Annotated in this window: 23 protein-coding genes and 1 tRNA gene; 11 read left to right on the top strand and 13 right to left on the bottom strand. The window is 60.6% G+C overall.

The genetic code is table 11. The features are described 5' to 3' along the window. The first annotated feature begins 95 nt into the window (after positions 1-95). The 5 genes from purE to ACYQ3M_RS03635 are packed head-to-tail and all read left to right on the top strand — an operon-like array spanning position 96 to position 6312. Positions 96-602, top strand: coding sequence for a 5-(carboxyamino)imidazole ribonucleotide mutase (gene purE / locus ACYQ3M_RS03655; protein ID WP_460034699.1), 507 nt, complete (start codon positions 96-98; stop codon positions 600-602). Next, on the top strand, positions 599-1681 hold the full coding sequence (locus tag ACYQ3M_RS03650) for a 5-(carboxyamino)imidazole ribonucleotide synthase (RefSeq protein WP_460034698.1): 1083 nt from the start codon (positions 599-601) through the stop codon (positions 1679-1681). The genes purE and ACYQ3M_RS03650 overlap by 4 nt, the downstream gene beginning before the upstream one ends. A 19-nt stretch (positions 1682-1700) precedes the next feature. Continuing rightward, complete coding sequence (locus ACYQ3M_RS03645) at positions 1701-3650, top strand: GumC family protein (RefSeq protein WP_460034697.1); 1950 nt, start codon at positions 1701-1703, stop codon at positions 3648-3650. Further along, positions 3650-5470 (top strand): ABC transporter ATP-binding protein, encoded by a 1821-nt coding sequence (locus tag ACYQ3M_RS03640; protein WP_460034696.1) that lies wholly within the window; start codon positions 3650-3652, stop codon positions 5468-5470. Before ACYQ3M_RS03645 ends, ACYQ3M_RS03640 begins: the two co-directional genes overlap by 1 nt. Positions 5471-5472: 2 nt before the next feature. Continuing rightward, positions 5473-6312, top strand: a complete 840-nt coding sequence (locus ACYQ3M_RS03635; protein WP_460034695.1) for a PHP domain-containing protein — start codon at positions 5473-5475, stop codon at positions 6310-6312. Between the two features lie 11 nt (positions 6313-6323). On the opposite strand, the gene ACYQ3M_RS03630 is transcribed toward ACYQ3M_RS03635, so the two are convergent. Together ACYQ3M_RS03630 and ACYQ3M_RS03625 are read right to left on the bottom strand one after the other, a co-directional pair. Then, positions 6324-6400, bottom strand: a tRNA-Pro gene (locus ACYQ3M_RS03630). 7 nt (positions 6401-6407) lie between these two features. Continuing rightward, the gene (locus ACYQ3M_RS03625; RefSeq protein ID WP_460034694.1) at positions 6408-7391 is read right to left on the bottom strand and encodes a polyprenyl synthetase family protein; all 984 of its coding nucleotides are present in this window, start codon (positions 7389-7391) and stop codon (positions 6408-6410) included. Positions 7392-7564: 173 nt separating this feature from the next. Here ACYQ3M_RS03625 and rplU point away from each other — a divergent pair, with 173 nt between their 5' ends. The 4 genes from rplU to proB all read left to right on the top strand — a co-directional run bounded on the left by rplU (position 7565) and on the right by proB (position 10369). After that, entirely contained in the window at positions 7565-7873 is a 309-nt protein-coding gene (rplU, locus tag ACYQ3M_RS03620) for a 50S ribosomal protein L21 (protein WP_460034693.1), read from the top strand. A 22-nt stretch (positions 7874-7895) separates the two neighbouring features. Next, a complete protein-coding gene (rpmA, locus tag ACYQ3M_RS03615; protein WP_460034692.1) occupies positions 7896-8156 on the top strand; it encodes a 50S ribosomal protein L27 in 261 nt (86 codons plus the stop codon). A gap of 82 nt (positions 8157-8238) precedes the next feature. Continuing rightward, positions 8239-9270: an Obg family GTPase CgtA gene (cgtA, locus tag ACYQ3M_RS03610; protein WP_460034691.1), complete on the top strand. Its 1032-nt coding sequence runs from the start codon at positions 8239-8241 to the stop codon at positions 9268-9270. After that, a complete protein-coding gene (gene proB / locus ACYQ3M_RS03605) occupies positions 9245-10369 on the top strand; it encodes a glutamate 5-kinase (protein WP_460034690.1) in 1125 nt (374 codons plus the stop codon). Before cgtA ends, proB begins: the two co-directional genes overlap by 26 nt. On the opposite strand, the gene rpsT is transcribed toward proB, so the two are convergent. The 5 genes from rpsT to ACYQ3M_RS03580 form a co-directional block, all read right to left on the bottom strand. Next, positions 10366-10650, bottom strand: coding sequence for a 30S ribosomal protein S20 (gene rpsT / locus ACYQ3M_RS03600; protein WP_460034689.1), 285 nt, complete (start codon positions 10648-10650; stop codon positions 10366-10368). The two genes, proB and rpsT, sit on opposite strands and share 4 nt — an antisense overlap. Positions 10651-10709: 59 nt before the next feature. Further along, positions 10710-11120 carry a mercury resistance transcriptional regulator MerR gene (gene merR, locus ACYQ3M_RS03595; RefSeq protein ID WP_460034688.1) on the bottom strand — a complete coding sequence of 137 codons (411 nt, stop codon included), beginning with the start codon at positions 11118-11120 and terminating at the stop codon, positions 10710-10712. 36 nt (positions 11121-11156) lie between these two features. Then, positions 11157-11432, bottom strand: a complete 276-nt coding sequence (gene merP / locus ACYQ3M_RS03590) for a mercury resistance system periplasmic binding protein MerP (protein ID WP_460034687.1) — start codon at positions 11430-11432, stop codon at positions 11157-11159. Between the two features lie 91 nt (positions 11433-11523). Next, positions 11524-11793 (bottom strand): mercuric transporter MerT family protein, encoded by a 270-nt coding sequence (locus ACYQ3M_RS03585; protein WP_460034686.1) that lies wholly within the window; start codon positions 11791-11793, stop codon positions 11524-11526. Between the two features lie 76 nt (positions 11794-11869). Beyond that, positions 11870-13618, bottom strand: a complete 1749-nt coding sequence (locus ACYQ3M_RS03580; protein ID WP_460034685.1) for a fibrinogen-like YCDxxxxGGGW domain-containing protein — start codon at positions 13616-13618, stop codon at positions 11870-11872. Positions 13619-13715: 97 nt separating this feature from the next. Here ACYQ3M_RS03580 and ACYQ3M_RS03575 point away from each other — a divergent pair, with 97 nt between their 5' ends. Then, the gene (locus ACYQ3M_RS03575; RefSeq protein ID WP_460034684.1) at positions 13716-14378 is read left to right on the top strand and encodes a DUF1614 domain-containing protein; all 663 of its coding nucleotides are present in this window, start codon (positions 13716-13718) and stop codon (positions 14376-14378) included. On the opposite strand, the gene ACYQ3M_RS03570 is transcribed toward ACYQ3M_RS03575, so the two are convergent. Together ACYQ3M_RS03570 and ACYQ3M_RS03565 are read right to left on the bottom strand one after the other, a co-directional pair. Continuing rightward, positions 14375-15805 (bottom strand): RtcB family protein, encoded by a 1431-nt coding sequence (locus ACYQ3M_RS03570; RefSeq protein WP_460034683.1) that lies wholly within the window; start codon positions 15803-15805, stop codon positions 14375-14377. The genes ACYQ3M_RS03575 and ACYQ3M_RS03570 overlap by 4 nt on opposite strands. A 9-nt stretch (positions 15806-15814) precedes the next feature. Beyond that, positions 15815-16237: an archease gene (locus ACYQ3M_RS03565; RefSeq protein ID WP_460034682.1), complete on the bottom strand. Its 423-nt coding sequence runs from the start codon at positions 16235-16237 to the stop codon at positions 15815-15817. Between the two features lie 49 nt (positions 16238-16286). On the opposite strand from ACYQ3M_RS03565, the gene ACYQ3M_RS03560 reads away from it, so the two are divergent. Beyond that, positions 16287-16766, top strand: a complete 480-nt coding sequence (locus ACYQ3M_RS03560) for a CDP-archaeol synthase (RefSeq protein ID WP_460034681.1) — start codon at positions 16287-16289, stop codon at positions 16764-16766. Here the strand turns inward: ACYQ3M_RS03560 and ACYQ3M_RS03555 are convergent. Genes ACYQ3M_RS03555 through sppA form a run of 4 tightly spaced genes read right to left on the bottom strand, consistent with a single transcriptional unit; the run spans position 16760 to position 19959 of the window. Then, positions 16760-17716, bottom strand: a complete 957-nt coding sequence (locus ACYQ3M_RS03555) for a metallophosphoesterase (RefSeq protein WP_460034680.1) — start codon at positions 17714-17716, stop codon at positions 16760-16762. The two genes, ACYQ3M_RS03560 and ACYQ3M_RS03555, sit on opposite strands and share 7 nt — an antisense overlap. Continuing rightward, on the bottom strand, positions 17709-18746 hold the full coding sequence (locus ACYQ3M_RS03550; protein WP_460034679.1) for a ribonuclease Z: 1038 nt from the start codon (positions 18744-18746) through the stop codon (positions 17709-17711). The genes ACYQ3M_RS03555 and ACYQ3M_RS03550 overlap by 8 nt, the downstream gene beginning before the upstream one ends. Next, complete coding sequence (locus tag ACYQ3M_RS03545; RefSeq protein WP_460034678.1) at positions 18743-19012, bottom strand: PepSY domain-containing protein; 270 nt, start codon at positions 19010-19012, stop codon at positions 18743-18745. The genes ACYQ3M_RS03550 and ACYQ3M_RS03545 overlap by 4 nt, the downstream gene beginning before the upstream one ends. After that, entirely contained in the window at positions 19009-19959 is a 951-nt protein-coding gene (sppA, locus tag ACYQ3M_RS03540; protein ID WP_460034677.1) for a signal peptide peptidase SppA, read from the bottom strand. Before sppA ends, ACYQ3M_RS03545 begins: the two co-directional genes overlap by 4 nt. Positions 19960-19965: the final 6 nt, after the last annotated feature.

Here is a 19965-nt window from a genome sequence, read left to right as displayed (position 1 = left end):
CCGCCTAAGAAAAAGCAAGCGCCAACCTTCCGATAGAAACACCTAGGATTTGGCATAATAATCGTTTACGTCAATTTACTTATCCGTTAGGCGCTATGACTCTACCTAACCCCTTGGTGGGCGTGATCATGGGCTCTAAGTCCGACTGGGAAACCATGCGCCATGCCGCAAAGACCCTAGAGCAACTGGAAATCCCCTATGAAGTTCGGATCGTCTCGGCGCATCGAACCCCAGATCTTTTGTTCGAGTACGCTGCCTCGGCCAAAGCGCGGGGGCTGGAGGTAATCATCGCCGGCGCCGGAGGGGCAGCCCATCTGCCTGGGATGGTCGCGGCCAAAACCCCCTTGCCCGTCCTGGGCGTGCCGATTCCCTCCCGCGCCTTGAACGGCCTGGACTCGCTGCTTTCCATCGTCCAAATGCCGGCTGGGATCGCGGTCGGCACGCTCGCCATCGGCGAGGCAGGAGCTGCCAACGCCGCGCTCTTGGCGGCAGCCATTTTGGGCAATAAATATCCGCAGATTGCGGCCGCTTTGGCGTCTTTCCGCCAACGCCAGACCGAAGCGGTGCTGGCGCACCCCGATCCTAGGGAGGAAGCGCCATGACCACCGTCGGCATCGTTGGCGGCGGCCAGCTCGCGCGCATGCTCGCTCTGGCCGGCTATCCGTTGGGCTTGCGGTTCTTAGTCTTGGATCCGGCCCCGGACACCTGCGCCGCCGGGCTCTGTGAGCACCTTAAGGCGCCTTACGCCGATCCGCAGGCGCTCGAGCAATTGGCGCAGCGTTGTCAGGTGATCACCTATGAATTCGAAAACGTCTCGTTGGAGGCAATTCAAGCTTTGGCGGCCAAAGTACCTATCTATCCGCCGCCGTCTGCCTTGGCCGCCAGCTGCGACCGGCTTAGCGAAAAAAACTTGTTTCAATCTTTGGGCATCCCCACGCCCAAATTTATTCCCATCGACAGCTTCGACGACCTAAAGCAGGCCTCCAAAATCTTAGGCTGGCCGTTTTTGGTCAAGACGCGCCGGTACGGCTACGACGGCAAAGGCCAACATCTGATCCGCACCGCCGCCGACGTCGAGGCCGCTTGGGAGCGGCTTGGCGGACAAGCCTTGATCGGCGAAAGTTTTGTTCCCTTTCAGCGCGAGCTTTCCATCCTCGGGGTGCGCAATAAACGCGGTCAGATCGCGTTTTATCCTTTGAGCGAGAATACTCACAAACACGGCATCCTGCATCTGGCCCGCAGTCGCCCTGACGATCCAAGCAGCCCGCAGGCGCAAGACTACGCCCGCAGGCTGCTGGAGCACTTGGACTACGTGGGGGTACTGGCTTTGGAACTGTTCGAAGTCCACGGCCATCTGCTCGCCAACGAAATGGCCCCAAGGGTGCACAACTCCGGCCACTGGACCATCGAGGGGGCGGAAACCTCGCAGTTTGAGAACCACCTACGGGCGATCCTCGACCTTCCTTTGGGCGCTACCGAACCGGTAGGATTGGCTGCGATGGTCAACTTTATCGGCACCGTGCCGGATCTGACCGATATTTTGGAACAGCCGGGGGTGCATGCCCACGTTTACGCCAAGGCCGAGCGCCCAGGGCGCAAAGTTGGGCACGCGACGGTGCGCGCCGCCAGCGAAAAAATTCTGGAAGCCCGCTTGCATCGGCTGTTTAAAGTTTTACCCTAACTCCTTATCAGGAGGCGCGATGAACCCAATCCAAATCGAACGCCTACCGGGTCTGCAAACCGCTCCCGCCGAGCCTCTGAAGGCCTGGCGCCGGTCGCAGCGGCTTTGGATCTTTGTCAGCGTGGTGGCGCTGAGCTTAAGCGTAGGGCTTTTGGCGGTGTTCCTGCGCCCTCCCATCTATCGCGCCAGCGCGACGCTGCTCACCACGGCCAGGCCGGCTGCGGATCAAGCCGAAGCCGTGGTCGACCCCCAGCACGTGGCGATCCAACAGGTCTTGCTCACCGGCCAAGCGCTGCTGGTGGAAACCCTAAACCGGCTGGAGGAGGACGGGCTGCTTGCGCCGGGCGACATGACCCCTGAAGACGCCCAAGCCATGCTGGGCGTTGCGCCTATCCCCGCCACCAACCTGATAGAGCTCAGCGCCGAAGGGCCCAGGCAAGAGTTGCTCGCCCCCCTGGTCAACACCTGGATCGAGGTCTATCTTGAGACGCGGGCGCGCGAGATCCAAGCGACCGCTTCGGCTACCTTGGCGGCACTGCGCGAGCAGCTGGCCGCGTTGGAAGCCAAAATCGCCGCCAAACGCCAGGAATTGGAGCAATTCCGCAGGCGCTACGACATCGCTTCCATGGAGCGCAGCGAAAACGAAACCCTCGCGCGCCTAAACGGTTTGACCCAAACCTTAAACCAGCTCAGCGAAGAGGAGGTCAAAGCCAAAGCGCGCCTGGAGGCGATCCGAACCGCGGTGGCCGCCGGCAAACCGGTCGTCCCCCAGGAAGACAGCCGGACTCTGGCCGCGCTCGCGGCCCGCGCGCAAGCGCTCAAAGAGGAGCTGACTTCGCTCCAGCAGCGGTTTACGCCGGACTATATCCAGCTCAACCCCCAATACCGTAAGGTGCCCGAGCAACTCAAGGAAGTCGAGGATAAAATCCGGCGCTTGGTGGGAACGGGGCAGAAGGCAGTCCTAGCGCAAGCCGAACAGGACTATCAAAGCGCCCGCCAGGCGGTGGCCGAGACCAAACGCCAACTGAAAGAGCACAAGCGCTTGGCGGCCGAATTCAGCGCCCGTTTCGCCGAGCACGAGGCGCTTTTGGAGGAGCTCAAGCAGATGGAAACCCGCCAACGCGAGCTGCAAGATCGGGTCACCCAGTTGGAAGTCAAGCAGCCGGAAAAATATCCGCAAGTGGAAGTGGTCGAGCGCCCTTTCCGCCCCCATACGCCGATCCGGCCCAAGTACTGGCGCGATGCGCTATGGGTCGTGGCCGCCTCGTTGGCGCTGGGGGTGGCGGCGGTGTGGCTGGCAGAATACCTGACCCGCCAGCCAGGCCTGCCGGAAACCCGCCTGACGCTGGCCGGCATCCATGTTTACGCCGCCCCAGAGACGTCTCCGCTCTTTAGTCCGGCCGCGCCAGCGGCTCGAGCCCCTCTGGAAAACTCGCCTCCCGCTGCGTTGGAATCCCCTTTCCCCAGGGAATTGCAGCGCGGCGAGCTCGAATCTCTGCTCGACCTGGCCGATTTGCGCACCCGCCAAACGCTGGCTTTGCTGCTCAGCGGTCTGACCCCAGATGAGATCGTCCGTATCAACGCCGCCCACTTTGACCCCGGTCAGGGCGAGATCCTTGTCCCCCCTCCCAACCGCCGCCTCCTTCCTTTAGCGCCGCGCCTTTCCACTTGGCTGGCGGCGAGCGGCGGCTCCCCGCTGGTGCCGGACGATTCGGAGGAGCTTGCCAAACTCATTTATCTGGCTGCGGTCGAGGCGAAGCTTGCCGAACCCGAGACCGTCACTCCCGAAGCGATCCGCCACACCTATCTGGTCTATTTGCTCCGCCAGCACCTGCGCCTTACCGAGCTGGAAAAAGTCGCCGGCCCAATGTCGCTTTCCCAGCTTGCCGCCTACGGCCGCCTGCTGCCTCCGGGAAATCCCAAGTCGCTGTCAGAAATCCAGAGGACCCACCCTTGCCTTAAGCTCTGATGCAATCGCCGACTTTCCTGCCGCCGCGGCGCTACACCTGGCGCACGCTCATCCAGCTGACCTTGGGCTACAAGCGCAAACTGCTCGCCGCCCAGGCCATCGCCGTCTTGACCACCTTGGCCTCGGTCCCGGTGCCGTTGTTGATCCCCGCTTTGGTGGACGAAGTTTTGCTCCAGAAGCCAGGGCCGGTGACGGCCTTTATCGACCGCTGGCTGCCGGCAAGCTTTCTGCCGCCTGCTTGGCAAGGCCCTTTGTGGTACATCGGCGTGGTGCTGATCGCCTCGCTTGGCCTGCGGTTGTTGGCCTTGGCATTCAACGTCTGGCAAACGCGCTGCTTTACCGAAATCGCCAAAGCGGTGATCTTGAAGCTGCGCACCGACCTTCTCAATCGGCTGGAAAAAGTCTCGCTGGCCGAGTACGAATCTTTAGGCAGCGGCACCGTGATCACCCATCTGGTCACCGACCTCGACACCCTCGACACTTTTCTAGGCGCCACCATCAGCCGATTCTTGCTCGCGCTGCTTACCATCCTCGGCACCGCCGCGGTGTTGCTCTGGATCCACTGGCCGTTGGCCCTGTTTATCCTGTGTTTGAACCCAGGCGTCATTTATTTCACCAAAATCCTGGGCAAACAGGTCAAACGCCTCAAGCACAAGGAGAATTCCGCCCTGGAGGCGTTCCAGGAGGCGCTGGCCGAGACTTTGGACGCGATCTCCCAAATCCGCGCCAGCAACCGCGAACGCCACTATTTTGATAGGCTGCGGGAATTGGCCGCGCAGGTCAACGCTCACGGCGCCAACTACGCTTGGCGAAGCGACGCTTTAAATCGCTTGAGTTTTATGGTTTTTCTGCACGGGGTAGACATATTTCGGGCCGCGGCAATGCTGATGGTGGTGTTTTCCGACCTGAGCATCGGCCAAATGCTTGCGGTCTTCGGCTATCTGTGGTTCATGATGGGGCCGGTCCAGGAGGTCCTTGGCATCCAATACGCTTTCTACAGCGCCCAGGCCGCCTTAAACCGCATCAATCGGCTGCTGGAACTGAAACAGGAACCCCAATATCCCCACCGCGTCAACCCGTTCAAAGGCAAACGCACGGTGGGAATTCGGGTGGAAGAGCTCCACTTCGCTTACGGCCAAGGCGCCGAAGTCCTCAAAGGAGTGAGTTTAACCATCCACCCCGGGGAAAAAATCGCCCTGGTCGGTGCCAGCGGCGGCGGCAAATCGACCCTGGTCCAAGTGCTGATCGGGCTTTATCCCCCAAGCCGAGGCATGGTGTATTACGACGGCATCCCCATCACTCACATCGGCATGGGCGTAGTCCGTGAGCACGTGGTCACGGTGCTGCAACACCCGATCCTGTTCAACGCCACCGTCCGCGCCAACCTTACCTTAGGACGCGAGCTCAAAGACGCGGCCCTATGGCAAGCCTTGGAGATCGCGCAACTTAAAGACACCATCGCCGCCTTGCCGCAAGGTTTGGAAACCGTCCTGGGCCGCTTCGGGATGCGGCTGTCCGGCGGCCAGCGCCAACGCTTGGCGATCGCCCGGATGATCTTAACCGACCCCAAAGTGGTCATCCTAGACGAGGCCACCTCGGCGCTAGATGCCGCCACCGAACAGCGCCTTCACCGCGCCTTGGCCGAGTTCCTTGAGCATCGGACCACTCTCATCGTCGCCCACCGCTTAAGCGCGATTAAACAAGCCGATCGCGTCTACGTGTTCGAGGACGGCCGAATCTGCGAACAGGGCAAGCACGAGCAGCTGCTCGCCGACAACGGCTTGTACGCTAAGCTTTACGGCGAGTTGCAGCGAGGTTAGCGTTGACTTCGGCCTACGACCTCCACTGCCATTCCAACGCCTCCGACGGCGCTCTGTCGCCCGCCGAGCTGGTGCGCCGCGCGGCAGACCTAGGCGTTGCCCACCTGGCGCTGACCGACCACGACACGCTGGCCGGGATCCCTCAAGCGCTGACCTCGGCGCGCCAACTCGGCATCGATTTTATCCCCGGCGTGGAAATTTCGGTCACCTGGGAAGGTCAATGTTTTCACATCCTAGGGCTCAATCTGGACCCAAACAGCGGACCGCTGCGCGCCGGCCTGGCGCAGCTCCAACAAATCCGTTTTGAACGCGCGGCCCGCATCGCCGCCCAATTGGAGAAACACGGACTCCCAGGATCGTTGGCCGAGGTGCAAGCGATGGCCGGGGGGGGAATGATCACGCGCACGCATTTTGCCCACTGGCTCGTAGCGCGCGGTTACGCTGCCTCGATCGCCGAGGGTTTTGAGCGTTTTCTGGCGCGCGGCAAGCCGGGTTACACCTTCGTCCGCTGGGCCGAACTGGAAGCAGCCTTAAGCTGGATCTGCGCCGCAGGCGGGGTGGCGGTGCTCGCTCACCCGCTGCGCTATGGACTAACTGCGAGCAAGCTGCGGCGCTTTTTGAGCGCGTTTCAAAGCCTGGGCGGGAAAGGAATCGAAGTCGTGTGCGGGCAAAGCACGCCGGCCCACATCCAGACTTTGGCCGATTACGCCCGCCGCTACCGCCTTTTGGGCTCGGTGGGATCGGATTTTCACGACCCCAACTTTGCTTGGATCGACTTAGGCAGGCTTGCCTCCCTTCCGCCTGGGGTGACCCCAGTATGGGAAGCCTTCAGACCTGCATAAAGGCGCAAGATTGGTCGGGGTGACTGGATTTGAACCAGCGACTTCCGCCTCCCGAAGACGGCGCTCTACCAAGCTGAGCTACACCCCGAAAGCAGTCAATGGGTTCTGGATACGGAAAACTCCGCCAGTGCGATTAAGGCGTCCTTGTAGGCCGAAGGCGAAAGCGGCGCCAGGGCCTGGATGGCCTTTTGCGCTTCGTCGCGGGCCCGCGCAACAGTGTATGCGATCGCATCGGTAGATTCAACGATTTTATAAACTTCAGCAAAGGCGCTGCGGTCGCCGGTTTCGATCCCCCGCCGAATCACCGCCGCCTCCGCAGGAGGGGCTTTCTGCATGGCGTAGATTAAAGGCAAAGTGGGTTTGCCTTCGGCCAGATCGTCGCCTAGCCGTTTGCCCAATCGGTCTGGATCGGCCCGGTAATCTAGCGCATCGTCGATCAGCTGAAAAGCGATGCCAAGGTGCATCCCGTATTGAGCGAGGCCATCTTCCACCGCTTTGGGAACCTCGATCAGAGTCCCCGCCAAACGCGCTGCGGCGCTGAACAGGATGGCAGTCTTGCGCCAGATCACGTCCAAATACTTCGCTTCCGAGGTGGCGGGGTTATTGACGTTGAGCAGCTGCAACACCTCCCCCTCGGCGATGGTGGCGGTGGTCTCAGCCATGATTTCCATCACCCTGGCGCGTTTGAGGCGAACCATCATCCGAAAAGCGGCCGCGTAGAGGTAATCGCCCACCAAGACGCTGGCAGCGTTGCCCCACACCGAGTTGGCCGTGTCTTTGCCGCGCCGCAGTTCCGATTCGTCGACGACGTCGTCGTGGAGCAAAGTGGCGGTGTGGATAAACTCGATCACCGCCGCCAGGACGATGTGGTGGTCCTCGCGGTAACCCAGCGCGTTGGCGGCGAGCAAGTGGAGCAGCGGTCTAAGGCGTTTGCCGCCGCTGTTGATGATGTATCGGCCGATCTGGTTGATCAGCACCACATCCGAGCTAAGCTCTTGCAGGATCAGACCATCCACCGACTGGATCTGATCCGCCACCAAAGCCCGGATCTGCTCGTAGCCTTGCGCGGGATCGCTCATTTGGTTAAAAGACACCGAGGTCACCGTTATGGGCAGGCAAAACGCATTTCAACGTTGCAAAAATAAGAGATGATACACTGGCTACCCTTTCCTTGACCAATCTTCGCAGGCAAGATATATTTTCTTGTTTCTGTTTATAAAATCAACGGTAGCGAATAGGGAGAGCACAAGCCATGTATGCGGTAATTCAAACCGGCGGCAAACAATATCGGGTCGGAACGGGCGACCGCCTGAAAGTCGAAAAACTCGATGCGGCAGAGGGCGAAACCGTGATTTTCGACCAGGTTCTGTTGATTCGGTCAGATGCGGGCGTGGCTGCGGGCACCCCTTACCTAGAAGGCAGCAAAGTCATCGCCCGGGTCATCGCCCACGGCCGCCATCCCAAGATTAAAATCATCAAATTCAAACGGCGCAAGCACCACATGAAGCGCCAAGGCCATCGGCAGTATTATACCGAGGTTCAGATTACGGACATCGCCTAAAACGACTAAAGAGGTAAACACTATGGCACACAAGAAAGCAGGCGGAAGCAGCCGGAACGGCCGCGATTCGATTTCCAAGCGGCTCGGGGTGAAACGTTTTGGCGGCCAGCTGGTCAAAGCCGGCAACATCCTCGTCCGCCAGCGTGGCACCCACTTTCACCCGGGTGAGAACGTAGGTTGCGGCAAGGATTACACCTTATTTGCCTTGCGCGACGGACACGTTGTCTTTCAGGTCAAAGGGCCAAAGCAGCGCAAATTCGTCAGCGTGATCCCAACTTCTTGACCTTATCCCCTGGCGCTTGCAAGCGGCAGGTTTATTATTTCAACGTAAGGCCCTGTTGGAAAACGGGGCTTTTTTATCTGCGATGAAATTCGTCGACGAAGCGGAAATCCAAGTGGAAGCAGGCGATGGCGGGAGAGGCTGCGTCAGCTTCCGGCGGGAAAAATACCTCCCTAAAGGCGGACCCGATGGCGGCGATGGGGGGGACGGGGGCGACGTCTACCTGATCGCCACGGAGGGTTTGAACACCTTGGTCGATTTTCGCCACCGGCGGATTTTTCGCGCCGGGCGCGGCGAAAACGGCAAAGGCAAGCAGATGAGCGGCAAGCGCGGCGAGGACTGCCGTATCCCAGTACCGGTCGGCACTCTAGTATATGACGCCGACACCGGCGAACTGATCGGCGATCTTGCGCAGGCCGGTCAGGCTTTGCTGGTCGCCAAAGGCGGGCGCGGCGGGTTGGGCAACGTCCATTTCAAAAGCAGCACCAACCGCGCTCCGCGTCAGGCTACGCCGGGCATGCCGGGAGAACGCCGCCGCCTGCGCCTGGAATTGAAACTGCTCGCCGACGTTGGCTTGTTGGGGCTGCCCAATGCCGGCAAGTCCAGCCTGATCTGTCGGATCTCTGCCGCCCGACCGAAAGTCGCCGACTATCCTTTCACCACCCTGTATCCGCACCTTGGCGTGGTCCGGATCGATCCGCTGCGCAGTTTCGTGGTCGCCGACATCCCCGGTATCATCGCGGGCGCCGCGCAAGGGGCGGGGCTGGGCATCCGCTTTTTAAAACACTTAAGCCGCACCCGGCTGCTGCTGCACGTCATCGATCTCGCCGCAGGCGACAGTCAAGATTTGTACCAAAACGCTATGCAAGTCCTTACGGAGGTAGCGAATTGGAGCGCGGAGCTTGCGCAAAAACCGCGCTTCCTCGTGCTAAATAAGATCGACCTATTATCGCCGGCCGAGGTCGAAGATCGAGCCAAAGCGTTAATTCAAGCCTTAGGCTGGCGCGGGCCGGTGTTTAAGGTTTCGGCAGCGACGGGGGCGGGAATCACCCCGTTAATCCACGCCATCGGCCAATTTTTGGAGAGTGAGCATGCGGAGCCGGCAAGCGTTTCCTAAAGCGCGCAGGATCATCGTCAAGATCGGCAGTTCGCTTTTGACCCGCGGCGGTCTGGGACTGGATTTGGAGGCGCTCGGCGAGTGGACCGCGCAGATCGCCAAACTCTGGCAGGATGGCCGGCAAATTTTGCTGGTCTCCTCCGGCGCGGTAGCCGAGGGAATGGCGCGGCTCGGCTGGCGCACCCGCCCGCAGAATTTAAACCAACTCCAGGCCGCCGCTGCGGTCGGCCAAAGCGGGTTGATCCAGGCTTACGAGAGCCTGTTTCAGCGCCACGGGCGGCGCACCGCCCAGATCCTTTTGACCCACGAGGACGTGGCGCAGCGCCAGCGCTACTTAAATGCCAGAAGCACCTTAATAACCCTGCTCGACCACGGCGTGGTTCCGATCATCAACGAAAACGACACGGTCGTCATCGACGAGATCCGCTTCGGCGACAACGACACCCTCGGGGCGCTGGTCGCCAACCTGGTCGAGGCCGATCTCCTGATCATCCTGACCGACCAGGCGGGGCTGTTTGATAAGGATCCAGGACTGCATCCAGACGCCCGGCTAATCTCCGAAGCGCGCGCGACCGATCCCCATCTACAAGCGATGGCAGGCGGCAGTCGAAGCGGTCTGGGTCGAGGCGGGATGATCACCAAGCTCCGTGCGGCAAGACTCGCGGCGCGTTCCGGCACGGGAACGGTGATCGCCTCCGGCCGCGAACCCGAAGTTTTGCTGCGCCTACTGCAAGGCGAAGCCTTGGGCACCTTCCTGATCCCCGACAGCGAACGCCTAGACGCCCGCAAGCGCTGGTTGCTCGGGCAGCTTCAGGTCAAGGGGCGCCTCGTTTTGGATGCAGGCGCCGTACGCGCGCTCCGCCAAGAAGGGAAAAGCCTTCTGCCCATCGGCGTACGCCAGGTCGAAGGCCGCTTTCAGCGCGGCGACAGCGTAAGCTGCTACGACGAGGAAGGCCGCGAAGTCGCCCGCGGTTTGATCAACTACCCCGCCGCCGAAGCCCGCCGAATCATGGGCCAGCCCAGCAACCAGATCGCCAAGATTTTAGGTTACGTGGACGAACCCGAGCTCATCCACCGCGACAACCTGGTGCTGATTTAAGCCGCCTGCGTTTTGCTAAGCGCCAAAGCCTTGATGCGCGCGCTCAGGCGGCTTTTTTTACGCGCGGCGTTGTTTTTGTGGATGATGCCCTTGTTCACCATCGAGTCGATTACCGGCACCGCCTCGCGGTAAGCCTCACGGGCGGCCTCCAAATCCCCTGCTGCAGTCGCTTTAAGCACCTTTTTGATCAAGGTGCGCATGCGACTGCGGTGAGCTTTATTGCGAAGATAGCGCTTGATCGCCTGACGCGCGCGCTTTTTTGCGGATGCGGTATTAGCCAAATCGACCCCCTTAAATAATTTAACGAAATTTCTTATTATCTTAAAGCCATCAAGGAGTGTCAATCTATGCTAACTTCTTCGAGGGTTGCGAGCAAAGGGCAACGAACTTGCCCTTGAGCCTGATCGCAGCGCTCGATCAATTCCATCAAAGCCCCTTCCATACGCTTGAGATCCGCAATCCTGACGCGCACAGCCTCGAGCTTACGCTGCGCCAACTCGCGCGCTTGGGCACAATGCAGGCCGTCTTCCAGCTGCAAGAGTTGAGCGATTTCCTCTAGGCTAAACCCCAGGCGTTTGGCCGCCTGGATGAACCGCAAGCGGGCGACGGTCTCGTGGCTGTAGCGGCGAATGCCGCCGTATGGGCGTGCAGGCGTAGGCAGCAATCCCAGGCGCTGGTAGAATCGGATTGTTTCCACTCCGACCCCTCCGGCCTTGGCGAGTTGGCCGATGGTCAAAGACTTGCCCTCCATCGAAGCGCTTGTCGGGCAAACCGTAACGCCGGTGCGTCACGGTCGAACAATCGAAGGATAGCCGGCGTTGGTCGTCGCCTGGATCAGCGCTTCAGGCTGGGTCTGGTCGGGGTCGTAGGTCACCGTGGCCGTTTTGCTGGCAAAGTCGACCTTTGCCTCACGCACTCCGGGGACCTTCTCCAGCGCCTTCTGCACGGTCAGCGGGCACAGCTCGCAAGTCATGTTCTTGACTTCGAGAACCACCGTCTTGAGTTCGGCGGCAAATACCGTGAGGGCAAAGATTATCCACATCCCGGCCACCCATTTAAGCATAGAAACCTCCTCTTTAGTAAAACAACGCCATCAGCCAAGGCGCTACCAAAAGCCCTAAGAGCAACGCAGCCACCGCCCAAAATATCCGTCTCTAGCGCCTGAGCACGCGCAAATCGGCGCAAACCTCGCCCGGCGCGCAGGCCCTAGGTTTAAGGTACAACTGGTAAAACGCCAGCCCCAGAAACAGCAGGGTCAAACCTAAAAAGATCGGGCGGTATGGGGCCATGGCAGTCAACGACCCGACCCACGCCCCGCCTATCCCGAGCGATACCAAAACCAAAGGCAAAACGCAGCACGCCGAGGCGCCGACCGCAGCGGCAACGCCCGCGATCAACGCGCTTTTCTCATTCCACTTCAACATCTTGCTTTACCCCATGCGCCACGAACTTTAAGGCATTTAAACCCCGTACTCGAGTACGGAGTCAATCCCTTAAAACTCACCGCACCCAGGCATCATCCACCCTGGGGCTGGTGGCCAAGATAGCTTGCAGTTGCTCAGAACTTAAATCCGAGAGCAAGCCGGCCTTGAGCTGAAAATCCTCCACCCAGGAAAGTCCAAGCAGACCTCCGGTCGCACTAAAGTCCACATCTGGCCAGATGCTGAAGGATTCCAACTCGCCGCCATACTTCCCAAAGCGCAAGCCGACGAACTCAGCCGGTGGTCTACGGTCTTCGCCCCGTTGCCCGGCGATCAGCATCCAACCGCCGCCGAAATCCCGCATGGCACAAAATGCGGCAAACCATTCAGGACCTTGCGGTGTCTTCAAGACGATAGGATAGCGACCATCGCCGTACGCTTGGCCGGCCTGCTGGATTTGCCGGCACGAAGCCAACGCCTGCGACGCCGGACAAGCCGGCACGGGAATCACGCGGCGCGCGGAAACTTCCGGGGTTTTAGACAGCACGGCGATTGGCGGCGGACTTTCGGCGTAAGACAGCGTACGCTCTTTAAACAAGCGGCTTTCGCGGACCGAGACCGCGGCTACCTTTGCCAGAGGGCAAGGCAAGGCGCCATCGGCATCGAGCGCCAGAACCCAATCGCCTGCCGTATCTAAAAGCGAAACGCCGGCTAAAAACAACTGGCCTTCTCGGCCTTGGCGCAGAAACGCCTCCCCCTGCTTGTCCCGACCGTAAAGCCTTTGCCAGACGATCTCCCCTGTCTGATCGAGCTTGGCCAGCCAAATCGCCGATTCTCCCGCGCCCAAAGCCAACGCGCCCCCGTCTGCGGTGGGGATGACCTGACGCAGGTGGGCAAAGCGCAATTCTTCTCCGTAAACCTTACGCCACTGCAAATGACCTTCGCGGTCCAGCTTGGCGACCCAAGCGCGGGCGCGAAACTCAGGCAAAGATTTCCCTTGAGGATCCGGCACCGCATCCTGAGTCACCCCCGCCACCCAATACGCGCCCAAAGCCTCTTGCACGTCAACTGCGAAAAAAACGTCTTCCCACCCGGCGGGCAAATCTTCCCCTTCATAGCTCCTCTGCCAGAGGCTTTCGCCCTCCTTACTCATTTTCATGATCCACGCCCCTGGCCGGCCGGTAAGATTCGTTGCCCCGGCGACGATGAAATGGCCGTCTGCGGTCGGCTGGATCGTTGCCGCTAAAAATCGGCCCAACGTCTTCTGCCAGAGCAGCTCGCCGTTGCGGTCCAGGCTTAAAATCCAAGCTTTGGAGTTATCGTTTTCGACTTCGCCGATCGCCACATAACCGTCTTGCGTCTCCACGGCCGAACGCAAACTCGCGCGCGTATAGGGCAGATCGACATAAATATCTTTTTGCCACTGCACCTGACCTTGGGCGTCGAGTTTGAGAAGCAGCCCGCCGCCCCAAGGTGGCGCATCGAGATGGGTCTTGCCCACCACCAGGACGCCACCGTCGCTCGTCGGTAACACGGAAGCCGTCAAGCCGCTGCGATAACACCTTTGCCAGAGGATTTCCCCCGCCCCATCGAGCTTGGCCACCCAAGTAGCGCATTCTTCTTCAAAAAAAGGCCGCGCTTCTCCTTCGCTACAATCGCCTTTAAGGTTACACTTGAGCTTGCCCAAAACGATCATCTCGCCGTCTGAAGTAAGCCTAAAATCGTCCAATTTCACGTTGTCGCCGTAAAACTTCGCCCAGCTGGCTTGAGCATCCGCAAAGACTTGCCCTACCCACGCCAAAAGCAAAATTCCAAAGTACCTGCCCATGCTAATTTCTCCCTCACGCCAGTGAAAACCGTTTGCGCCGTTGCCATCCAAGCGCTTAAAGTAGCTAATTGCAAGCTGCAACTTTTAAGGAGTCAAGATGCGCTCGCCGTTTTCTCCGCTGCAACTGGTCCTGCTCCTGTTCCTTTTGGTGTTTTTGCTGGCCTTTGTCCAGCTGCAGCTGATTTCGCTGTCGTTTGAGAAATTGGGGTTGTCGCCGCTTGGGGCTTTGCTGCTGCTGCTTAGCTGTCTGTTCGGCAGCGCCATCAACCTGCCTTTGTTTTCTGTCCGCGCCTTGCCGCCGCCCGAGTTCATCCCCACCCCGTTTGGCTTGCTGCGCCCGCCGCCTTTGCCCTTCACCGGTCGGACCATCGTCGCTATCAACGTCGGCGGCGGCCTGATTCCGGTTTTGTTTTCCTTGTACCTGATTAATCGCCTTAACCTGCCGCTTTGGCCATTGGCGCTGGGAACGGCGACCGTGTCTGCCATCGCTTATTTCTTGAGCCGACCGATTCCGGGGATAGGCATCGGCATGCCCATGTTCGTCGCCCCCATCGCGGCAGCCACAGTGGGTCTTCTCCTCGGCGGCGACAATCCGGCGCCCTTTGCCTATATCTGCGGGACCTTAGGGGTGCTGATCGGCGCTGACCTCCTGCGCCTCAAAGACCTGCCCGCCTTAGGCGCCCCTATCGCCTCCATCGGCGGGGCCGGCACCTTCGACGGGATCTTCATGACCGGGGTGCTGGCGGTGCTTCTGGCTTAACCCTTGATGCAGATGATAGGCCGCAACCGCGCCACCCGCTTGGCCAGACCGGCCCGGTCGGCAGCGCGGACCACCTTGTCCACGTCCTTGTAAGCCTGGGGAGCCTCTTCCGCCACGCCGCGCAGGGAGGGGCTGCGCACGATCACGCCTTGCCTGGCCAATTCCTCGACCACCTCCTTGCCCTTCCAGGTCTTGGTCGCCTGCTTGCGGCTCATGGCGCGCCCGGCGCCGTGGCAGGCCGAAGACAAGGCCAGCGCCTCGCCCCGCTCGGTTCCGACCAAAATGTAGGAAGCCGTGCCCATCGAGCCACCGATGATCACCGGCTGGCCAATCTCCCGCAACGCTTCGGGAAGCTCGGGATGGCCAGGACCAAAAGCGCGGGTGGCGCCTTTGCGGTGGACAAACACGCGACGGGGACGGCCGGCGATGAGGTGCGTTTCCTCCTTGCAGGTATTGTGAGAGACGTCGTAGATCAGATCGAGGCTGGCCTCGGGGAAAAACTGCGCAAACACCTGCCGCACTAGATGCGTGATGATCTGGCGATTGGCCAAAGCGCAGTTGATCGCCGCGCGCATCGCTCCAAGGTAACTTTTTCCCACCGGCGAAATCAGCGGCGCGCACGCCAGCTCCCGATCCGGCAGTTCGATGCCGGATTCCTTAGCTGCCTGTTGCATTTTCTTCAGATATTCGGTGCCGATCTGATGCCCCAGCCCACGCGATCCGCAGTGGATGGTCACCACGATCTCGCCTAGGCGCAAACCGAAAACGGAAGCGACTTTAGGATCATAAATTTCGTCCACCACCTGGACTTCCAGATAGTGGTTGCCGGAGCCCAAGGTCCCCATCTCGCGCCGCTGGCGCTCGCGCGCGTGTTGCGACACCTCGGCAGGGACCGCCCCGAGGCTTTGACCGCGCTCTTCGATCCGCTCCAGGTCTTCCGGCCGGCCGTAGCCCTGCGCCACCGCCCACTTGGCCCCGCCTTGGAGCATCGCATCCATTTCCTTGTCGCTTAAGGAGATCTGACCGCGGCTGCCTACGCCGACCGGCACCGCGGCATACAGCGCATCGGCCAGCTCGTTGGCGACCTGTTCGACCGCCTCGCGCTTCAAACCGGTACGCAAGGTCCGCACGCCGCAGGAGATGTCAAACCCCACCCCGCCGGCCGAAACCACCCCGCCCGCTTCGGGATCGAAGGCTGCCACGCCGCCGATCGGGAAGCCGTACCCCCAATGGGCGTCGGGCATCACGTAACAAGCGCCCACGATCCCCGGGAGCGTCGCGACGTTGCTGGCCTGTTCGGCCACCTTGTCGTCCATCTCCCGGATCAAGTCTTCGTCGGCGAAGATCAAGACCGGAACGCGCATTTTCCCCCTAGGAGGGATGCGCCAGAGAAACTCGCCGACCCGCTCCAGTTGGCCGATATCCATAAGCCCTCCTCAGACGTCCAACACGCACTGTGCCACCCACTGGCCGTCCTCCTTGGCCACCTTCAATTCGGTATAGGTCGCTCCTTTGACCTCGACCGCCGGTTGGTGTTTCGCGCGGTCCACCGGTTCTCCCCACAAGGAGGCGCGCAACCGCTTGGGTTCGATATGCACCTCGAACTTGCCAAACACCATCGTGCGGACCGCCATTTCGTAAACCACCGCGTTGAGGAAATCCACCAGCAAGGTCTCCAAGTCGCCTTCGCGCGCGATTTCGATATCCACGCGTTCGAGCGGCGCCACCCGCTGCGGGTCGGTCACTACCGCGGTCAACGCCAGCGCCGCCTGGGCAAACGCCTCTGCCGGCGTGGCCCCAAAACCGCGCACTCCGATGTCGGCCATGTGTTCGAAATGTTCCCAGCTCGCTTGGGCCACCGCCGCCCCCTGCTATCATTGCGCCAACCATAAAAAACATGGGGATCCAATGCTGGAATTCAAGCTGCAGGTTTTGCTTCTGGTCGCCAACAGCGCGCCCGTGCTCGCCTTCGATCTCATGAAAGACCGGCTGGCCTGGCCGGTGGACTTGGGGCTCAGTTTCTGCGATGGCCGGCCGCTCCTCGGGCCGGCCAAAACCTGGCGCGGGCTCCTCGCCGCACTGATGGCGGCTTGTTTGGCCGCTTTATTGCTTGGACTCTCCTGCACGGTCGGGCTTACCATCGGCGCCGGAGCGATGGCCGGGGATATGCTCTCGAGCTTTTTCAAACGCCGGCTGAACATCGAAACCAGCGGCCGCGCGATGGGTTTGGATCAAATCCCCGAGAGTTTGTTGCCTTTGCTTCTGGTCAAGGAACGATTCGATCTGGATTGGCACGCGATCGCGCTGTTGGTGGCGGTCTTTTTCTTGCTCGAGGTGAGCTTGTCGCCGCTGCTCTATCGCCTGGGCCTTCGCAAGCGCCCTTATTGACCGCGCCGCAGCACGTGCAAAGTGACCTCCGGCGGACAGTTGAGGCGCACGTCCACCACGCTCACCCCGCAGCCGCGCGAAGTATAGCCTTGAAGATTGGCATAGCGCCAGCGCCCCGCGCACAACTTCAAAGGGGCATCGGCGTTGCGCCAAATAGGGATCCCCCCAGGCAGGCAAATCTGCCCGCCGTGGGTATGGCCGCACAGCATCAGGTCGAACTTGGCGTAGGCCGCGTTGCGATAGATTTCCGGCGAGTGCGAAAGTAAGATCGCAACCGCCTCCTCCGGCACCCCTTCCAAGGCTTTTTCCAGATTGTCCGCCCGGTAATAATGGGGATCGTCGATGCCGCTGAGGTAAATCTCCGCCCCGCCCCGGCTCAAAGCGACGGATTCGTTCATCAGCACGCGGATTCCCAAAGCCTCAAGTCCAGGCACCATATAGATCGTGTCGTGATTCCCCAATACCCCATAGCGCGGGGCTTTAAGATACGGGACGACCTTGGCAAGAGCATCCAAGGCCGGCTGCCAAGGCCCAAACGTGCGGGCGCGGAAATCGCCGGTCAGGACGCACGCATCGTAATCCAAGCCCTGCACCGCCGCGCTCAAAGCCTCCGGCAAGTCCGGGCTCATATCTAAATGCAGGTCGCTCAAGTGCAGCAAGCTAAAACCGTCAAACGGAGCCGGCAGATGCGGCAAACGGATCTCGTTCTTGATCACCTCGATCTTTCGGGCATTGCGCCGCCCCCGCGCATGCAGGCCGACTAGGCGTAAGGCGTGGCGGATCCAGGCGTGAATCGAGTACCAGTTCTCCAGGTGGAAGAAATTGCGCCCCAATCCGCCAAACACCCGCTGCTCGAATTCCTGCTCCATCCCCAAACGCTGGTTTAGGTGTGCTCGGCCGATGCGGGCTTCGAGCAGGCGGTACAAGGCATTGGACGGGGGACTATCCACCTACCTCCTCCCGGGGCGACAAAGGCTTGCCAAATCCCATCGCCACCTCTTGCATTAATCTTTGCGGCTCGTGCCGGTGGCGCGCGGAGAAATGAAACGGCACCACCCGCTTGGCGCCGACTTGCCTGGCGATGTCTCCGGCCTGCCAAGCGGTCAGGTGATATTTTTGCGCTGCTTGCTCTGCCGCCTCCTGCAGGAAAGAGGCCTCGATATACAGGCAATCGACCCCGTGCAGCAACGCTTTCAGGCGGCGCAGGTTCTCCTCGCCATAAAGCGTATCCACCACGTAGCCGACCTTCAGCCCTGGGACGATGCGCAGGATGTGCTCTTTCAGTTCGCCCAAACGAAACCGGCGCACGTTTTGCTTGGCTTCGTCCCGCCACCGGACGAGGATGGGAAAATCGTCGCCCTCGCCGCGCAGAATCGCTTGTTTTAGTTCTTGCAACCAGGGACCGGTGGGAAGGCCCAGCTCATCCAAGCGATTCTTCCACACGTTGACGTGCTCCGTTTCCTCCAAAGCAAAAGCCAGGCAGGGGGTTTTGTGATCCAGCACCGCCGCCCGAACCTTGATTCCCGGCTCCTCGAGCAACGCCCCTTCGCGCACCGGCGCCGGAGACAAAGGCTCGCCGGCAAATTTCTTCAAGCAGCGAAACCTAGCCCGCGCCATCCGGTCACCGCCGTCCCATTCGTGGACTACAAAGACCAACTCGTCCTCATAGTTTTCGACCAGATTCCAAGTATAGCCTCTCAGTTTATGCTCGACCCGCTCGATAAACCCAGACGGACCGTACAGATGGACGGTCCTGGCCCGCCCCAGGCAAACCCGCAGCAGGTAATCGAAGCCGTAGAAGTGATCCATGTGGGCGTGGGAGACGAACACGTGGCTTAGCCGCAAAAGCTTTCTCGGGCTCAACGCATGGATGTCGCCTAGATCAAACAGCAAGGCGCGCTTTTGGAACAAAAATTCCACGTAAAGCGCGGGGTCTCCGAACGGATCGTTGACCAACTGAAGCTGAAAGCTCGGTCTCACCGGTCCCCTGTTTCCTTGCTGGGATCTTTAAGGAGCTCGCCGGTTTCCCGATCCACTTGCACGTGCACCACCCGCCCGTCCGGCGTCAGCACGCGGATGAGGTAAACCGGCCGGTCTTCCTCGAGGATTTCTCTACCTCCTAACACGCGCCCGTCGATTTTCTTTTGCACGCGGGCGGCGGCTTGATCCAAGTTAAGAGGCTCGGCCCCGAGGGGAAGCGCAAGCAGCAGTCCAATCCCTACCCCTCCAGACCGCAGGAAACTCACCGAACCGCTCCCCACCTCAGCGACTGCAGCAGAGTCTCCCCTAAACTGGCCCCAAGTTTTCTCGCCAGGCGTACGAACACGTCTTCCTCCGGGGTAAAGTCGACGATCTTGCCGGCACCGATGACTTCCTCGGCCACATAATCCGCATCGCCGATGCCGTCGGCCAGCCCCAGCTCTAGGCTCTGGCTGCCGGTCCACACCAGCCCGGAAAACAGCTTCGGATCGTCTTTGAGGCGCTCGCCCCGCCCCCGCTTGACTGCCTCGATGAATTGACGGTGCACCTCTTGCAGCAGGCTTTGCACGTGCGCTTTCTCCTCGGGCTTGACCGGCGAGAACGGATCGAGCAGCGCTTTATGCTCGCCGGCGGTCAACAGGCGCCGCTCGATCCCCAGCTTGCTGAGCGCCTCGACAAATCCAAAGCCGTTCATGATCACGCCGATGGAGCCCAAAATGCTGGCCGGATTGACGTAGATCTTGTCGGCGGCGGCGGCAATGTAGTAACAACCCGAAGCGCACACGTCGGCCACCACCGCGATCACGGGAAGCCTGGGTTTTTGCCGCTTGAAGCGCAAAATCGCCTCATACACATAGGCCGCCTGCACCGGGCTGCCGCCGGGCGAGTTCAGCTCGAGCAGCACCCCTTGCGTCCGCGGATCGGAGAACGCCCGCTTGAGGCCTTTGATCAGGACCTGGGCGCTGGCGGGGGAATCCTCGAGCAAAATCCCCTTGACCTCCAGTTTGGCGGTGATCTTGCCGGCCGGGGGCGCGATCTCGGCCCACGGCTTAAAGACGCTCAAGGTCACCGCCACCAGATAGGCGAAAAACAAAAACTTGAAGAACAGGTTCCAGCGCCGCGCCCGCCGCTGCTCGGCGATTCCCTCCAAGACCAGCTTCTCCAACACCTCCCGCTCCCACGGTCTTGAGGTCATCTCCGGTTCCTGAGCCATTGCTTC

The sequence above is a fragment of the Methylothermus subterraneus genome (assembly GCF_054656915.1).
This window is presented reverse-complemented; position numbering and strand designations above follow the sequence as displayed.

Excerpts from the sequence above, each read along its gene's own strand:
- ACYQ3M_RS03580 (WP_460034685.1), bottom strand. The coding sequence starts at position 13,618 with ATGGGCAGGTACTTTGGAATTTTGCTTTTGGCGTGGGTAGGGCAAGTC.
- rplU (WP_460034693.1), top strand. The coding sequence starts at position 7,565 with ATGTATGCGGTAATTCAAACCGGCGGCAAACAATATCGGGTCGGAACG.
- merP (WP_460034687.1), bottom strand. The coding sequence starts at position 11,432 with ATGCTTAAATGGGTGGCCGGGATGTGGATAATCTTTGCCCTCACGGTA.
- ACYQ3M_RS03645 (WP_460034697.1), top strand. The coding sequence starts at position 1,701 with ATGAACCCAATCCAAATCGAACGCCTACCGGGTCTGCAAACCGCTCCC.
- ACYQ3M_RS03640 (WP_460034696.1), top strand. The coding sequence starts at position 3,650 with ATGCAATCGCCGACTTTCCTGCCGCCGCGGCGCTACACCTGGCGCACG.
- ACYQ3M_RS03560 (WP_460034681.1), top strand. The coding sequence starts at position 16,287 with ATGCTGGAATTCAAGCTGCAGGTTTTGCTTCTGGTCGCCAACAGCGCG.
- merR (WP_460034688.1), bottom strand. The coding sequence starts at position 11,120 with ATGGAGGGCAAGTCTTTGACCATCGGCCAACTCGCCAAGGCCGGAGGG.
- sppA (WP_460034677.1), bottom strand. The coding sequence starts at position 19,959 with ATGGCTCAGGAACCGGAGATGACCTCAAGACCGTGGGAGCGGGAGGTG.
- ACYQ3M_RS03585 (WP_460034686.1), bottom strand. The coding sequence starts at position 11,793 with ATGTTGAAGTGGAATGAGAAAAGCGCGTTGATCGCGGGCGTTGCCGCT.
- rpmA (WP_460034692.1), top strand. The coding sequence starts at position 7,896 with ATGGCACACAAGAAAGCAGGCGGAAGCAGCCGGAACGGCCGCGATTCG.
- ACYQ3M_RS03570 (WP_460034683.1), bottom strand. The coding sequence starts at position 15,805 with ATGGATATCGGCCAACTGGAGCGGGTCGGCGAGTTTCTCTGGCGCATC.
- purE (WP_460034699.1), top strand. The coding sequence starts at position 96 with ATGACTCTACCTAACCCCTTGGTGGGCGTGATCATGGGCTCTAAGTCC.
- ACYQ3M_RS03575 (WP_460034684.1), top strand. The coding sequence starts at position 13,716 with ATGCGCTCGCCGTTTTCTCCGCTGCAACTGGTCCTGCTCCTGTTCCTT.
- cgtA (WP_460034691.1), top strand. The coding sequence starts at position 8,239 with ATGAAATTCGTCGACGAAGCGGAAATCCAAGTGGAAGCAGGCGATGGC.
- ACYQ3M_RS03650 (WP_460034698.1), top strand. The coding sequence starts at position 599 with ATGACCACCGTCGGCATCGTTGGCGGCGGCCAGCTCGCGCGCATGCTC.
- proB (WP_460034690.1), top strand. The coding sequence starts at position 9,245 with ATGCGGAGCCGGCAAGCGTTTCCTAAAGCGCGCAGGATCATCGTCAAG.
- ACYQ3M_RS03625 (WP_460034694.1), bottom strand. The coding sequence starts at position 7,391 with ATGAGCGATCCCGCGCAAGGCTACGAGCAGATCCGGGCTTTGGTGGCG.